9 protein-coding genes are annotated in these 14,892 nt (G+C 57.3%); all 9 read left to right on the top strand.

The annotated features are described in order from the left end of the window. Genes tssK through EIP93_RS17120 form a run of 9 tightly spaced genes read left to right on the top strand, consistent with a single transcriptional unit; the run spans position 1 to position 14,667 of the window. Entirely contained in the window at positions 1-1,338 is a 1,338-nt protein-coding gene (tssK, locus tag EIP93_RS17160; protein ID WP_039547059.1) for a type VI secretion system baseplate subunit TssK, read from the top strand. Between the two features lie 15 nt (positions 1,339-1,353). Next, complete coding sequence (gene icmH / locus EIP93_RS17155; RefSeq protein WP_010303138.1) at positions 1,354-2,130, top strand: type IVB secretion system protein IcmH/DotU; 777 nt, start codon at positions 1,354-1,356, stop codon at positions 2,128-2,130. 13 nt (positions 2,131-2,143) lie between these two features. Beyond that, positions 2,144-4,741, top strand: a complete 2,598-nt coding sequence (gene tssH / locus EIP93_RS17150; protein WP_103943353.1) for a type VI secretion system ATPase TssH — start codon at positions 2,144-2,146, stop codon at positions 4,739-4,741. Positions 4,742-4,743: 2 nt separating this feature from the next. Further along, positions 4,744-6,282 (top strand): sigma-54 interaction domain-containing protein, encoded by a 1,539-nt coding sequence (locus tag EIP93_RS17145; RefSeq protein ID WP_103972153.1) that lies wholly within the window; start codon positions 4,744-4,746, stop codon positions 6,280-6,282. After that, positions 6,282-6,842 carry a type VI secretion system-associated protein VasI gene (gene vasI, locus EIP93_RS17140; RefSeq protein ID WP_103862908.1) on the top strand — a complete coding sequence of 187 codons (561 nt, stop codon included), beginning with the start codon at positions 6,282-6,284 and terminating at the stop codon, positions 6,840-6,842. Before EIP93_RS17145 ends, vasI begins: the two co-directional genes overlap by 1 nt. A gap of 11 nt (positions 6,843-6,853) precedes the next feature. Continuing rightward, the gene (gene tssA / locus EIP93_RS17135) at positions 6,854-8,275 is read left to right on the top strand and encodes a type VI secretion system protein TssA (protein WP_103862907.1); all 1,422 of its coding nucleotides are present in this window, start codon (positions 6,854-6,856) and stop codon (positions 8,273-8,275) included. Between the two features lie 24 nt (positions 8,276-8,299). Beyond that, entirely contained in the window at positions 8,300-11,797 is a 3,498-nt protein-coding gene (gene tssM, locus EIP93_RS17130; RefSeq protein WP_125233020.1) for a type VI secretion system membrane subunit TssM, read from the top strand. Between the two features lie 52 nt (positions 11,798-11,849). Further along, entirely contained in the window at positions 11,850-13,283 is a 1,434-nt protein-coding gene (locus tag EIP93_RS17125; protein ID WP_125233019.1) for a VasL domain-containing protein, read from the top strand. A 28-nt stretch (positions 13,284-13,311) separates the two neighbouring features. Next, the gene (locus EIP93_RS17120; protein WP_125233018.1) at positions 13,312-14,667 is read left to right on the top strand and encodes a tetratricopeptide repeat protein; all 1,356 of its coding nucleotides are present in this window, start codon (positions 13,312-13,314) and stop codon (positions 14,665-14,667) included. Positions 14,668-14,892: the final 225 nt, after the last annotated feature.

Here is a 14,892-nt window from a genome sequence, read left to right as displayed (position 1 = left end):
ATGTCGAGTCGCAATCGCATTATCTGGCGGGAAGGTCTGTTCATTAAACCGCAGCATTTTCAACAACAGCAACGACACACCGATTACGCACTGCACGCGCGTCTCAGCGCCCTCAGTGACTATTTCTATGGCTTGCAGTCGCTGGCGATTAATGAGGAATACCTCAATTTTGGCCGCATCGCGCTGGTTAACGCCAGCGGTGTGATGCCTGACGGCACCGTGTTCAATATTCCGGGTGATGACGCTCTGCCGCTGCCGCTGGAGATTACCGACGTCGCGCTGGCAAACCAGAAAGTGTATCTGGCGCTGCCGCTGGCGGTGAATGGCGTCAGTGAAGTCGGTCAACCGGGACAGGGGATCGCCAGCCGCCTGCAATCGCATCGGCATGATGTGCGCGATCTGCACAGCGACGGCGGCGACATCGTTTCTCTGGAAGTCGGCAAGGTCAGCCTGCGCCTGATGCTCGATCGTGACGATCGCAGCGCCTATGCCTCGCTGGCGATTGCCAACATTCTGGATAAGCGCCCTGACGGCGGCTTGATTCTGGATCCTAACTTTATGCCGTGCAGCATCAGCGTCACTGCGATCCCCACTTTAAAACGCTTTCTGGGTGAATCCGCCGGTCTGGTTGCAGAGCGCGCACGCAGTCTGGCGCAGCGTATTGCCGCCCCGGGGCAGCAGGGCGTAGCAGACGTGGCTGAATTTATGATGCTGCAATTGCTTAACCGCGCTCAGCCTAAACTGTCGCATCTGGCGCGTCTTGGCACGTTGCACCCTGAACGCCTGCACGAAACGCTGGTTGAACTGTGTGGCGAGCTGATGACGTTTACCGATGAGTCGCGCCTGCCGCCGGAATTCCCCGCCTATCGCCACGAACACCAGCAGGCCAGTTTTGAGCCGCTGATGATGGCGTTGCGTCAGGCTCTGAGCACCGTGCTGTCGCCGCGAGCCGTCTCCATCCAACTGAAGAAACAGCCGTATGGCGTGATGGTGGCAATGGTTGGCGATGCGGAATTGATGTCTAGCGCTGAGTTTGTGCTGGCGGTACGTGCGCGTATGCCGCAGGAGCATCTGCGTAAACAGCTGCTGCAACAAACGAAGATCGCCTCCAGCGAGAAGATCCGTGAACTGATCAGCCTGCAACTGCCGGGCATCCCGCTGCTGCCGCTGCCGGTTGCGCCGCGCCAGCTGCCTTATCACGCGGGTTACAGCTATTTTCAACTGGATAGACAAAGCCCTGCCTGGCAGATGCTGGTGTCTGGCAACACGCTGGCGTTCCACATTGCTGGCGAATTCCCAGAGCTGGATATGCAGCTTTGGGCCATCCGCGGCCAGTAGTAAGGAGAGAAAGAGATGAGCATCGAGGTTATTAAAAACGATCAACTGGGCGATCTGCTTTTTGACCACGCCCGACAGCTGGATATGGACTCCGATTACTGGTTCCGCCTGCGTGGACAAAGTATTAACCCGATGGTGGATGCAGTCACGCCGCTGTTGGGCATGGTCGAACGGGTGCGCCAGCTCTCTGCCTATGAGGGCGTGGAAGATCTGTATCAGCGTGTGGTGTCTGAAATTCAGGCTATCGAACAGGAATTGCATTCTCATGGCTACGAAAACGGCGTGATTTTGTCGTTCCGCTACATCCTCTGCACCTTCATTGATGAAGCCGTGATGGGGCGGGAGTGGGGCGGCCAAAGCATGTGGTCGGCACATTCCCTGCTGACGCGTTTTCACAATGAGACCTGGGGGGGCGAAAAGGTGTTTGTCCTGCTGGAGAAGCTGCTGGATGACCCCACCCGCTATCGCGACATTCTGGAGTTTATCTACCTCTGCCTCTGTCTGGGTTTTGAAGGGCGCTATCGGGTGATGACACAGGGGCGTGAAGAACTGAACCGCGTCGTGAGCAAGTTGCATGACACCCTGCGCCCCGAGCCTGCGAATTCACCGACGGTGTTCCACCTGAATCTGGGACAGCAGGCTTCGCGCTACCAACTGCGCAGACAGGTGTCATTGCGCACGCTGTTTGTCGGCGTGTGCGTGGTTCTGGTGGCCGCCTTCGGCCTGTACCGCTATCAGCTAACTCATCAAACCCAGGACGTACTGCGTCAGCTGGGAGAATTATTACAATAACAGGAGCTACACCGTGATTCGAATTGAACTGCCGACACTGGTTGAACGACTCAACCCTGTGTGCCGTCATATGCTGGAAGAAGCGGCGGCACTCTGTATTCAACATCAGGGTGCGGAAATCCGTATTGAGCACCTGTTGATGAAAATGCTGGAAACGCCGCTGTGCGATGTACGTCAGATCCTCAAGCGTGCGGGCGTGGATGCGGACGAGCTGTCTTCGCTGCTGCTGCCTTCCTCCATGGATAAAGAATTTGACGCGGGCTATCCCTCATTCTCTCCTCTGCTGGTTGAGTGGTTACAGGATAGCTGGCTGCTGGCCTCGGCTGAGTTTCAACACGTACGCCTGCGCAGCGGCATCTTGCTGCTGGTCCTGCTGCTGACGCCCAATCGCTATGTGGCAGGTGCGGTATCCCGCCCGCTGGCGCAGATTAACCGTGAGCTTTTACGCCAGCAGTTTGATGAGTGGGTAAAGGATTCGGTGGAAACGGAAGTCGCGGTGCAATCCGCCACGGCCGAACAGGCTGCTGCGGCGAACACGCAACTCTCTCGCTATACCCAAAACGTGACGGAGTCTGCCCGACAAGGGCAACTGGATCCGGTGCTGTGCCGCGACCATGAAATCGATCTGATGATCGACATTCTGTCCCGCCGTCGTAAAAACAACCCGATTGTGGTCGGGGAAGCGGGCGTCGGTAAAAGTGCGCTGATCGAAGGGCTGGCGCTGCGTATTGTTGCGGGTGCCGTACCGGAAAGATTACGGGATGTGGAACTGCTCACGCTCGACCTGGGGGCGATGCAGGCCGGTGCCTCGGTTAAAGGTGAATTTGAGAAACGCTTTAAGGGCGTGATGCAGGAAGTGAAAGATTCCCCGCGCCCGATCATTCTGTTTATCGATGAAGCGCATACGCTCATCGGGGCAGGGAATCAGGCGGGCGGGTTGGACGTTTCCAACCTGCTCAAGCCTGCGCTGGCGCGCGGTGAACTGCGTACCATCGCAGCCACGACCTGGAGTGAGTACAAAAAATACGTCGAGAAAGACGCCGCGCTCTCCCGTCGTTTCCAGCTCGTCAAAGTCGGCGAGCCAAATGCGGAAGAAGCCACGGTTATCCTGCGTGGGCTGCGCGGCATCTATGAAAAAGCGCACGGCGTCCTGATTGATGAAGACGCGCTTCAGGCGGCCGCGCAGCTGTCGGCGCGTTACATCTCCGGTCGCCAACTGCCCGATAAGGCAATCGATGTGTTGGATACTGCCAGCGCGCGTGTCGCCATTAACCTGACGACGCCACCGCGTGCGGTCAGCCAGCTACAAACCCGCCTGCATCAGCAGGAAATGGAAATCACCCAGCTTGAGCGTCAGGCGCGTATTGGTCTGGGCAATACCGAAGAACGGTTAGCCGAGCTGCGTGACGCCCGCGAAGCTGGTGCGGTGCAACTGGCACAGCTGGAAGCCGATTGGCAGCAGCAGAAAACACAGGTTCAGCGCGTGATTGAACTGCGCACGGCGCTGCTGGATGAAGAGCAGTCTGTCGATTTTGATACGGTGTCGGCGGCGGCGGAACTGGCTGCCTGTGAACAGGCGCTGGAAGCGCTGCAACACGCTTCCGTGCTGGTCTCTCCTCACGTTGATAAAACGCAGATTGCGGCCGTTATTGCCGAGTGGACGGGCGTGCCGCTGAACCGCATCTCACAGAGTGAAATGGATGTCGTCACGCGCCTGCCTGAATTCCTGGGGGATTTAATTAAAGGGCAGCAGTTGGCAATTGCTCAATTGCATAAACACCTGCTGACCGCGCGTGCGGATCTTCGTCGTCCGGGGCGTCCACTGGGGGCTTTCCTGCTGGTGGGGCCGAGCGGCGTGGGTAAAACGGAAACCGTGCTCCAGATTGCCGACCTGATGTTTGGCGGACGCAACTATCTGACCACCATCAATATGTCCGAGTATCAGGAAAAGCATACGGTTTCACGCCTGATCGGTTCGCCACCGGGCTACGTCGGGTTTGGTGAAGGCGGCGTATTGACCGAAGCCATCCGCCAGAAACCGTATTCCGTGGTGCTGCTGGATGAGGTGGAGAAGGCGCACCCGGATGTCCTGAACCTGTTCTATCAGGCGTTTGATAAAGGTGAACTGGCTGATGGTGAAGGCCGGGTGATCGACTGCCGCAACGTGGTGTTCTTCCTGACGTCCAACCTCGGGTTCCAGACAATCGTGAACTACGCCGAGCAGTCGGATGTGTTGCTGGATGCGCTCTACCCTGAGCTGGCGGCCTTCTTCAAACCCGCACTCTTGGCACGTATGGAAGTCATTCCTTACCTGCCGCTGGCGCATGACACCATGGTTGAGATCGTGCAGGGCAAACTGTCGCGTCTGGTGTCTCTGCTGCAACAGCGCTTTGGCGCGGAAGTCATTATTGAGGACGAGGTGCCGGAAGAGATTCTGCGGTTGGCGAATCGCAGCGAAAACGGCGCGCGTATGCTCGAATCGGTGATTGATGGCGCCTTGCTGCCTCCAGTCTCGCTACAGCTGCTGCAACGCATGTCTGCGGGTGAACCTGTCAGCCGTATTCATTTCCGCGTCGAAGCCGGTCAGTTCCAGACTGAGGTTGAGGGCTGAGTATGCAATGTGCCCTCGAACTGACGCTTGCACTTACCCGACAGCATGATGAGGCCGGTCTGTGCGACTGGCTGCTGGAGACGATGCAGGCCGTCTGGCAGCCTCAAGGGATGCTGCTGGGTATGGTGGATGTCAGCGGCAGGCAACTGACCTGCCAGGGGCGAGTGCATGAAACGCCGGTAGCGCTGAGTTTGGGCGTGGATGACTTTAGCCACCCGCTGGCTTATGCGCTGCATAAGAATCAGGCGCGCACTTGGGATTCTCTCTATGGCGGTGCCCGCATTGAGCACCGTGAATTTCGGCAGATGCTGGTCTCTGTCGGGACGAATTGCGGGCTGCACGCGTTGCCGCTGCTGTCGGATAGCGGCAAACCGCTGGCGGTGTTGGCGCTGTTGGATACGCCGACGCGTCTGCAAACGCTGCATCAACGAGGCGAGTGCGAACGGCTGGCGCAGGTGTTTTGTCGTCAGCTTATGTTGCTGCGTGAGCTGGCGCATACCCGGCGGGAGCAGGTCGCGCTGAGAGATTCACTCCGCCAGATTAAGGATGAAGGGCAGAGCCGTCGCGAGCAGGAAAAGCGGGTGGAGGCCACGCTGATTGGCCGTTCTGTCGTCATTAAAGAGCTGCATCAGCAAATTTATCAGGCGGCAAAACACCGACTTTCGGTGCTGATTCAGGGCGAAACCGGTTCAGGGAAAGATGTGGTTGCGCGTCTGCTGCATCAGTGTTCCGAACGTGCCGACAAACCTTTTATCGCCATCAACTGCGCGGCGATCCCGGAAAATCTGATTGAAAGCGAGCTGTTTGGCTACCAGAAAGGCGCGTTCTCCGGCGCACAGAGCAACAAGATTGGTCTGGTCGAGCAGGCTAACGGCGGAACCCTGTTTTTGGATGAAGTCGGCGATATGCCGCAGTCCATGCAGGCCAAGCTGTTAAGGGTGTTGGAAACGCATAGTTTCCGTCCCCTCGGTGCAGAGAAAGAGGTGCATTCCGATTTCCGCCTGATTGCCGCGACCCATCAGCCGCTGGAACAGCAGGTGTCTGACGGCGTATTTCGACAGGATCTCTATCATCGCCTTTGCCAGTGCCTGTTGCAGGTCGCGCCGCTACGCGAGCGGCCGGATGATATTCGTCTGCTGTGTGAGCACTTCATCGGTCAATTTGCAGATAAACAGCAAAAACACGTGGGGCCGTTGAACCGAGCCTTCCTTCGCCAGCTAGTCGCATATGACTTTCCCGGTAATGTGCGGGAACTGCGTAATTTGCTGGAAGTCGCCTGCGCGCATACGCCGGACGGTGAGACGTTGTCTCTGGCATCGCTGCCGCCGGAACTGCGCGAGCGGCTGACGAGCAGCCCGCCTGAAGAACAGGATCGCTATCAACACATCCACGATTTGCGTATTGCCACACAGCTGTATGAAGCGGCTGTCATTGAAGCACGTCTGCGCCAGTTTCAGGGCAACCGCCTGCTGGTGGCCGATAGCCTCAATATCCCTAAACGCACTCTTGACCACAAATGCCAGAAGCTGGAGGTAAATTGATGTTTCTGACGATGGCACCCTTACTGTTGGCAACCGCTGCGACCCCCGATCCCGCCTGGCAGTCGTTATGGGAACAGTGCCGCAATGAGACGGCTTCAGAGCTCCGGCTGGCCTGTTATGACGCGCTGGGTCGGGAAGCGGAACGCAGCGGCACGCTGTCCCCACAGAGTGATAACGCCGCGACGGGCGGAACCTTTCAACTGGGACGTGAAGCAGACAGCGGCGATATGACGCTCACCCGCGTGCTGGCCGATGGCAATACGCTGGTGATTAGCTGCGCCAGCAATATTACGCACTTGCGCTTAACGCTCAGCGAACCCTGGGCAGGAGAGTCCGTCACGTCGCAACTTGATGGCGTGACGGTCTCCGACAGCTGGTTTATCCGCAATCGCGGGCTGCTGCTGGAGTCGGGACGCGGCCTGCCGGCGATTGATGCGTTAAAGCGCTGGATTGGGCATCGCGAACTGGTGCTTAACGGCGCGGACGGTCATACGCTGCGTATCGAACTCGCCGGGCTGGGCGAAGCACTCGCGCCGCTGCGTCAGCAGTGTCACTGGTAAAGGAGGCGTTCATGCATGCACATCCCTGGTGTAAACGCCTGCAAACCTCGTTGCCGGATGAGCGGTTGCGCGCGGCGGTATTGCCTGACGATCCGCTCTGGGAAAAGGTCGAAACGGAGTTGGTCAAGCTGGGATCGCTGGCGCATAACCAGGTCGACCTTAACGTGGTGGCGGGTTACTGCCTGGCCTTGCTGGAAAGCAAAACCAAAGACATGCGGGTACTGGTGCAGCTATTGCGCTGCTTGCAGCATCCGGCCAAAGCGACACCGTTTTCTACTGCGCTGATGTTGCTGGACAGCTGGCTGGAGAGCTACTGGGTGCCCGCGTGGCCTGCCAGTCTGGTTCAGAAACAAAAGTTAATGATTCAGATTGTTCGGCGTTTTGAGAGCGCGCTGCCCCGTATTGCAGAAAGTGCATCCAGCGCAGAGCTGGAGCAATTACAGCAGTTAACGGATCAGGTGGCGACTCGCTGGGGCGAATTGGCCAGCGACAAAGCGGCGTTGATGGATGAACTGGTGCAGGGCGTTAAGCGCGCCAGACAGCGACAGCAGGCGCAGGAACAGGCGAATCAGACGGCGAAGCCTGCCCCGGCAGCCAGCAGCAGTGGAGGCGCGGGCGGAAGTGAAACCATCGCCAGCGCGGCATCGACGCCCGTCAGTTCGGTGGAGATTAATTCATCCGACGAGCGCAGCTGGCGACAGACCCAGTTGAACGTCGCGGCGCTGCTGGTTGAGCGCCATTCCGATTCACCGATGGGTTACCGTCTGCGCCGTCACGCTATCTGGTCTGGTATTGCCACACCGCCAATGTCGTCCAAGGGGAATAAAACCCAGCTGGCACCCGTCTCGTCAGACCGCGTGGATGAATACCAAAGTGCGCTGGCTCAGGCCGATTTGGCGCTGTGGGAACGCATAGAACAAAGTCTGGTGCTGGCACCTTACTGGTTTGATGGCCATATGTTGTCGGCCTCGGTGGCCTCACGTCTGGGGCATGCTTCCGTCGCGACGGCGATTGCCGAGGAGCTGTCTGCGTTTATTCAGCGTGTGCCGGAGCTGCGTGAACTGGCGTTCAGCGATGGCGCACCTTTTTTGACCGGGAAATGTAGCCAGTGGTTGCAGTCCAGCCAGCCTGTTCGCGGCGGTGGTGCGCGGCAGGACGATCTGGCGACGGAGGCGGCGGCCTGTCGAGATGAGAAAGGCATTGGGGCGGCGATGCAGCTATTGGATGAACGCATGCGTCGCCTGAAAGAGCCTCGCGACCGCTTTTATGCCGAGTTGGTACTAGCGGATTTACTCGCCGAAGAAGGGATGAAATCACTGGCAGCACAGCACTATCAGCACATGTGGCAGGAAAGCCAACAATTGGGCCTGATGCAATGGGAACCGGGACTGGTTAGCCGCGTGGAGCGGTTGGCGGCATCCCGCAAAAAATAAGACATTCGGAGTGAATGGTCACTTATGTTTAAAACAATCATAACCTTTCTACGCAAGCAGTTGCCTAAACTGAAACCCTCTTGGCTGCTTTTAGGCGTGCTACTGTGGGTCGTCGTGTTGGTTCTGGCCTGGTGGCTGGGGCCGCTTTTGACGGTGGGCGAGTCCCGTCCGTTGCAGGGAATCTGGGGCCGCGTGGTGTTTACGCTGGTTTGGCTATGGCTGGCGTTCTCCTACAGTGCCTGGATGGTCTGGCGTCGTGTGCAGCAGATGCGTGCGGAGCGTCATGAACAGCAGGTGATTGAGCAGGATCCCTTGCAGGTGTATGTCGACAGCCAGCAGACGTTTCTCGATCGCTGGCTGGAAGCGTTTCAGACCCAGTTGGGTAAAAGAGCGCTGTATGCGATGCCGTGGTATCTGACGATTGGTCTGGCTGGCAGCGGGAAAAGTAGCCTGATCCATCGCGCTAATCCGGCAAACAAAATGAATCCGAAGCTGGATGCGGAGCTGCGAGACGTGGCGGCAGGCCAGCAGGTGAGCAGTTGGGTTGGTGAATCCGCGGTGATTTGGGATCCCAGCGGACAGCTACTTGCCCAGCCTGAACTGGAGGGCGATTCGCTCGGACAGCGTCATGCCCGACTGTGGCAGCACTTGTTACAGTGGCTCAGCGAAAACCGCCGCCGCCAGCCGCTCAACGGTCTGGTGCTTACGCTGGATATCTCCTGGCTGGCACAGGCTGGGGTCGCCGATCGCAAAGCCTACGCGCAGGTCATGCGCGCCCGCTTGCAGGAAATTTCCGTCAACATTAATACGCGCTTACCGGTGTATATCGCACTGACCCGGTTGGATATGCTGAGCGGCTTCGATAAGGTCTATCGCCAGTTAAACCGTGAAGCGCGTCAGGCCGTATTAGGGGTGACGTTTACTCCGCAGGCAAGCAACAGCAAAGGCTGGCTGGAAGAGCTGGAGCGCTTCTGGGACGAGTGGGTCACGCACCTGAATGACAATTTGCCGGACATGCTGCTGACGCAATCCGACAGAAGCGTGCGCAATTCGCTGTTCTCGTTCGTTCGCCAACTGGCCGGCGTGAAAGATTACGTGATGGAAGTGCTGACGGAGACGTTAGCGACGGGCGAGGATCGCGCGTTCCTGATTCGCGGTGTCTACGTTAGCTCTGTCTATCAACAAGGGGTGCCGTTCGATGCCTTTGCGCAGTCGGCTTCCCGACGTTACCAACTGCCCGAGCCGATTAACCCTGCGCTGCGCGGTGAATCCAATACGTTCTTTGTACAGCGCCTTTTCCCTGACGTCATTTTTCCTGAGGCCAGTCTGGCGGGCGAAAACCGGCTGCATAGCCTGTATCGCCGACGTCGGCTGAGTATCGGAGTGGGCTGCATGCTGCTCGCCAGTCTGGCGCTGATTGGTAGCTGGCACCATTTCTACCGGGTCAATGAAGAAGCCGGACGTAACGTCCTGACGAAAGCACAGGCTTTTATCGGTACCAATGAGCTGGAAGGCCAGCAGGGCTACGGCTATCAGCAACTGCCGCGTCTGAATTTGATTCGCGATGCGACCTTATCCTTTGGTAATTACCATGAGCGCACGCCGCTGCTGGCCGACCTTGGCCTGTATCAGGGCGACAAGATTGGGCCTCATGTTGAAGGCACCTATCTGCAAATGCTGAATCAGCGCTTTCTCCCTGCGGTGATGCAAGGGCTGCTGGAAGATCTGAATCAGGCACCGGCCAATAGTGAGCAAAAGCTGACGATTCTGCGTGTGATGCGGATGCTGGATGATGCGTCAGGGCGCAATAAATCGCTGGTTGAACAGTTTATGGCGCAGCGTTGGCAGAAGGCATTTCCCGGACAGGGCAACGTGCAGGAACAGCTGATGCAGCATCTGGATTACGCCCTTGAGCACACCGATTGGCACAAGGCGCGTGAGCAAAAAGATGCGGTAGCGATCAGCACTTTTGCACCCTTTAGTCAGCCGATTACGCTGGCCCAGCAGGAACTGAGCAAGCTGCCGATGTATCAGCGCGTTTATCAGAGTCTGGTGATGAAGGCGACGCAGGTGCTCCCGCCAGATTTAGCGATTCGTGATGAAGTCGGGCCGACGTTTGATCCGGTGTTTTCCCTGCGCAATGACAAAGCGGGAAGCGTGCCTCGACTGCTGACGTATCCCGGCTTTAGCGACTATTACCTCAAGCAGGACAAAGCGCTGTTAGAGCTGACGGCGCTGGATGCCTGGGTGCTGGGACAGCGTGAACGTGCACAGTTCAGCGAGGCCGATCGGCGGGAAATTTTGCGTCAGGTGAATGACCGCTACATTACGGATTACATCAACCAGTGGCAGAAAGTGCTGGCGAATATTGATGTGCAGACGCTCGATACGCCGGAGCAGGCGCTCGATATCCTCACGGATATTACCGGCAACGATCAGCCCTTCCAGCGCGTGCTGACCACGGTGAGTGATAACACCCGTATCCGCAAGCTGGCCGATGATGATAACGACACGGCGCAGAGCATTAACACGCGTACTGGTCGTCCGTTTATGACCATCAATGCGGCGCTGAGCGGGCGCGGTGAGCAGGGGCCGCTGGTGCAAGAGGTCAATCAGAAGCTGACCGATCTCTATCACTATCTCGATCAGATCGTCAACGCGACCGATCCAGGACAGGCAGCCTTGAAAGCGGTGCAGGCGCGGCAGGGAAATAAATTTGCCGATCCGGTATTTGCTTTACAGCAATACGCCCGCAGCCTTCCCGCGCCGCTGGATCGTTGGGTAGGGCAATTAGCCGGAGAGAGCGCGAGTCTGGTGACCGGGCTGGCGATGTCGTCGCTGAATCAGGAATGGCTGGATAAAGTCGTGACGCCATTCAATGAGAAGCTGGCGGATCGTTACCCCTTCGACCCGTCATCGAACAAGGATGTGCCGCTATCGGAAATGGAAATGTTCTTCATGACTGGCGGGACGTTGGACAGCTTCTATCAAACCAACCTCAAGGCGATGATGGAAAGCGGCATGCTGGAAGAAGGCATGGCATCGCCCCTACAGGCAGAGCTGGTGAAACAGCTTGAACGCGCGACCCGCATTCGCCAGACCCTGTTTAATGCGCAGGGCAGCCTGGAAGTGCATTTTGTTCTGGAACCGCTGGAACTGACGGCGAACAAGCGCCGCAGCGTACTGAATCTGGACGGACAGTTGCTGGAATACAGCCACGGTCGTCGCCAGAAAACGCCGTTGGTGTGGCCAAACAGTATGCGTGACGGTGCCGAAAGCAAGCTGACGCTGGTGCCGGACGATCGTGAACGTTCACCGCGCAGCCTGAGCTTTAGCGGGCCGTGGGCGATGTTCCGCTTAATCAATAGCGATCAGTTGACTCAGGTGAATGAGAACACCTTTGACGTGCGCTTCTCGCTGGAAAACGGCGCGATGACGTATCGCGTGTATACCGATGCCAGCCATAACCCGTTTGCCGGTGGTCTGTTCAGCCAGTTCACGCTGCCTGACTCGCTTTATTAATTTAACTCTCGGGAGCCTGCTGCTCAGGCTCCCTATTGCTGGATGATGTGATATGCAAGATGCACAACAGGCCCTGAAAGTCGGCCGCGATCCACGGATGCTGCCGGAGTTTGACGCACTTCGGGCGGAAATTAACAAGTTGAGTCACGCGTCTCGCCCTGACGTGGACTGGATGCTGGTGCACGATATGGCCACCACCATCTTTGAAAAGCAGGGCGTGGATCTCCAGACCGCAATCTACTTTACGCTGGCGCGTTCGCGGCTGGCTGGGTTGACGGGTTTCACGGAAAGCTGTGAGTTTCTGGCGAATTTGATCGTGACGCAGTGGGATAACTTCTGGCCGCCGGTGCATCAGGAACGGGCGCGTATCGAGATGCTGGACTGGTTTATTGCCCGCATCAGCGAAGTGGTGCGGCAGTACGCCATCAGCCATGAACACAAGCGGCTGGTTTACCGTTGCGAACGCGCGCTGCAATTGATGAGTGAAAAGCTGCACAACTCGGGGCTGAGCCGCATTCCTCGCGTCGAGAATCTGCTGCACTTCGTCGAAGGCTATACCCATTTGTTTGATGAAACCGAGATTGTCATTGTGTCGGACGATCAAGAACTGAAAAAGCAGGATATGCAGATTCCACCCATGGTGTTCTTTCACTCAGACATGGAACCCGGCGCGACGGTGCAAAGCGGTTCATCAGGCTCAGGTCAGGCTGCTCTGCCTGCGGGCAGCATTCTCATCGGACGGGAGAAAGGGCAAATGAAACCGACGGTATTGAAAATTGAGGCGCATAAAAAGCAGAAGCCAGCCTGGTTCTGGTTTGTCTCCGGGCTGCTGACCTGCGCGCTGCCTGTCGCGGCCATTACAGGCTGGCAGTATTGGCAGGAGCAGAAAGCTGATGCGCTGGCGTTACTGCAACAGCCAGCCTACGCGTTACCCGCCGCCCCCGATCATAATGACATTCGTCGGGTGCGTATTGTGCTGGGCGAGCAGAAATTGCAGGGCATGGAAGGCGAGCTGATCAACCGCTATCAGGCACAGCTGGAACAGGTGAAAAATGCCTCGCCTTTCTACCTGTATCAATACGGTAACGGCTTGAAAAACGTGATGCAGCAGCTCTATCCCGATTCGCTGGCGGTGAAGGAGATGGAACGCCAGTGGCAGATTGCGCTTGAACGTCAGCAGGGCGACGAACCGAAAACGCGCGGGTACGAACAGGTTCAGGCCCGCGTCAACGATACGTTGCAGCAACTGCTGGAACTGGAGCGGCAGCGCCGGACGGTGACGATTTCCTACCTGAAATCAAAGCTCTACGATATGCAAAAAGACCTGATGTCGGACGTTCCCTTCGGGATACGGCTGCGGGAGCTTGAGGCGCGTAAAACCAAGAGCCAGTCTCTAACGCCAGCGGAGCTACGCGCGATGGAAGACGAACTGCGCGCCTTCAACGTTCGCTTGTACCGTTTGCAGCAGAGTAATTCTGCCAGCTGATTGTCGTGAAGGGAAAAACGCTGAGCACATGATGAAATACAAAAAATTAGTGATAGTCCTGTCGGCCTGTTGGCTGGCGTCATGTCAGGCGCCCGTCACATCGCTGTCTGAATCGGAACTCGTGGCGTCAGCGAATCGGGGAAACGGTGAGGCGCAATATCAGTTGGCAAAGACGCTAGCCGCGCGCTCGCAGTACACCGAAGCGATGCAGTGGATGCAGAAGGCGTCTGGCCTGTCTGAACTTCCGGGCAATCAGGAACTGCGTGCTGCCGCTGCACTTCAGGTGGGTGATTGGTATCAGGCTGGGCTGGGTGCGCCCAAGAACAGCCCGTCTGCTCGCCAGTGGTGGACAACGTCCTCACGTCTCGGAAATGGCGAAGCGGGGCATCGACTTGGTATGGACTGTCAGGTTCAGCATCAGGGAAAGCTGGTGGCGGCCTGCCTGAATGCTTTTGAATCCGCTGCGGCAAATGGTTATCCCCCCGCGCAGTTGATTGTCGCCCAGTGGCACGCAACGCATGCGGGCGGCGAAAAAGATGCCGTGTCGTGGTTGCTGAAGGCCTCCGAACTGGGTAATCGGGATGCGCAATACCAGTTAGCGCAGCGCTATGAGCAAGGTAAAGGCGTGGTGATCCGTCGCGATCTGGCCGAACGCTGGTATTTCCGCGCGGCGACGCTAGGTCAGGCACAGGCGCAGCTGTGGATGGCGCGACACGAAGATGGCGAGAATGCGTTGAACTGGTATCAAAAATCCGCGTCATCAGGTGATGCCGAAGCACAGCTTTGGCTGGGCAAGGCATACCGCGAAGGTAAGCGCTTACCTTGGGATGAGCAAAAGGCGCGTTATTGGCTGGAGCGTGCCGCGTCTGGTGGATCGGGCGAGGCCGATTATCTGCTCAGTCAGAGCCAGACAACGCATGAAAAGCGCGAACAGTATCTGGTTCAGGCTTCCTCTGCGGGCTATATCCGGGCGCAACGCGAGCTGGGTGAGCGGTTATTTAAAGCGAGCGAATTCGCGCGTGCGCGTGAAGAATATGCCAAAGCGGCATCAGCAGGAGACACCGAATCCCATCTGGCCTATGGCGAGATGCTGCGGCTGGGGCAAGGCGGCAAAGAGGATTATGTTGAGGCGATGAAGCAGTACCATCTGGCGGCGAATGACGGTAACCGTATGGCTCAATATCGTATGGGCATGATGCGTCAGGATGGGCTGGGTGCCTCCCGCAATCGTATTCATGCTTACGCCTGGTACGCGATGGCGGCGACGGAGGGGATGAGCGAAGCCATTCATGCGCGTAACGATCTGGAAGCGACGATGCAGCCTGATGAAATCAAAGCTGGGCAGCGCTTGGCGATGCACTGGTCATCGGGAAAAGCAGAATAACGGTGGTGGCTCATCGATGGTAACTCGCTGGTGAGAAATAGCTAAAGCAGTACTGGCAGATCGTTGCGTTCTGGTCGGATTATAGTGGCAATAAACAGGCGGGTGTTGCGTGATAGCAACGCCCGTTTTTTTACGATAATTTCAATTTTCAGGTGTGCGTTTTTTGCCCTGATGTGAGTGAGTGCTTGCATACACATAATAATCATGTGATTTATTTATCACCTA

It is taken from the genome of Pectobacterium versatile, from assembly GCF_003932035.1.
Taxonomy (GTDB): domain Bacteria; phylum Pseudomonadota; class Gammaproteobacteria; order Enterobacterales; family Enterobacteriaceae; genus Pectobacterium; species Pectobacterium versatile.
This window is presented reverse-complemented; position numbering and strand designations above follow the sequence as displayed.

Bases quoted from the DNA above. Each gene is read 5' to 3' on its own strand.
- tssK (WP_039547059.1), top strand. From the start codon at position 1: ATGTCGAGTCGCAATCGCATTATCTGGCGGGAAGGTCTGTTCATTAAA.
- icmH (WP_010303138.1), top strand. From the start codon at position 1,354: ATGAGCATCGAGGTTATTAAAAACGATCAACTGGGCGATCTGCTTTTT.
- EIP93_RS17145 (WP_103972153.1), top strand. From the start codon at position 4,744: ATGCAATGTGCCCTCGAACTGACGCTTGCACTTACCCGACAGCATGAT.
- vasI (WP_103862908.1), top strand. From the start codon at position 6,282: ATGTTTCTGACGATGGCACCCTTACTGTTGGCAACCGCTGCGACCCCC.
- tssA (WP_103862907.1), top strand. From the start codon at position 6,854: ATGCATGCACATCCCTGGTGTAAACGCCTGCAAACCTCGTTGCCGGAT.
- tssM (WP_125233020.1), top strand. From the start codon at position 8,300: ATGTTTAAAACAATCATAACCTTTCTACGCAAGCAGTTGCCTAAACTG.
- EIP93_RS17125 (WP_125233019.1), top strand. From the start codon at position 11,850: ATGCAAGATGCACAACAGGCCCTGAAAGTCGGCCGCGATCCACGGATG.
- EIP93_RS17120 (WP_125233018.1), top strand. From the start codon at position 13,312: ATGATGAAATACAAAAAATTAGTGATAGTCCTGTCGGCCTGTTGGCTG.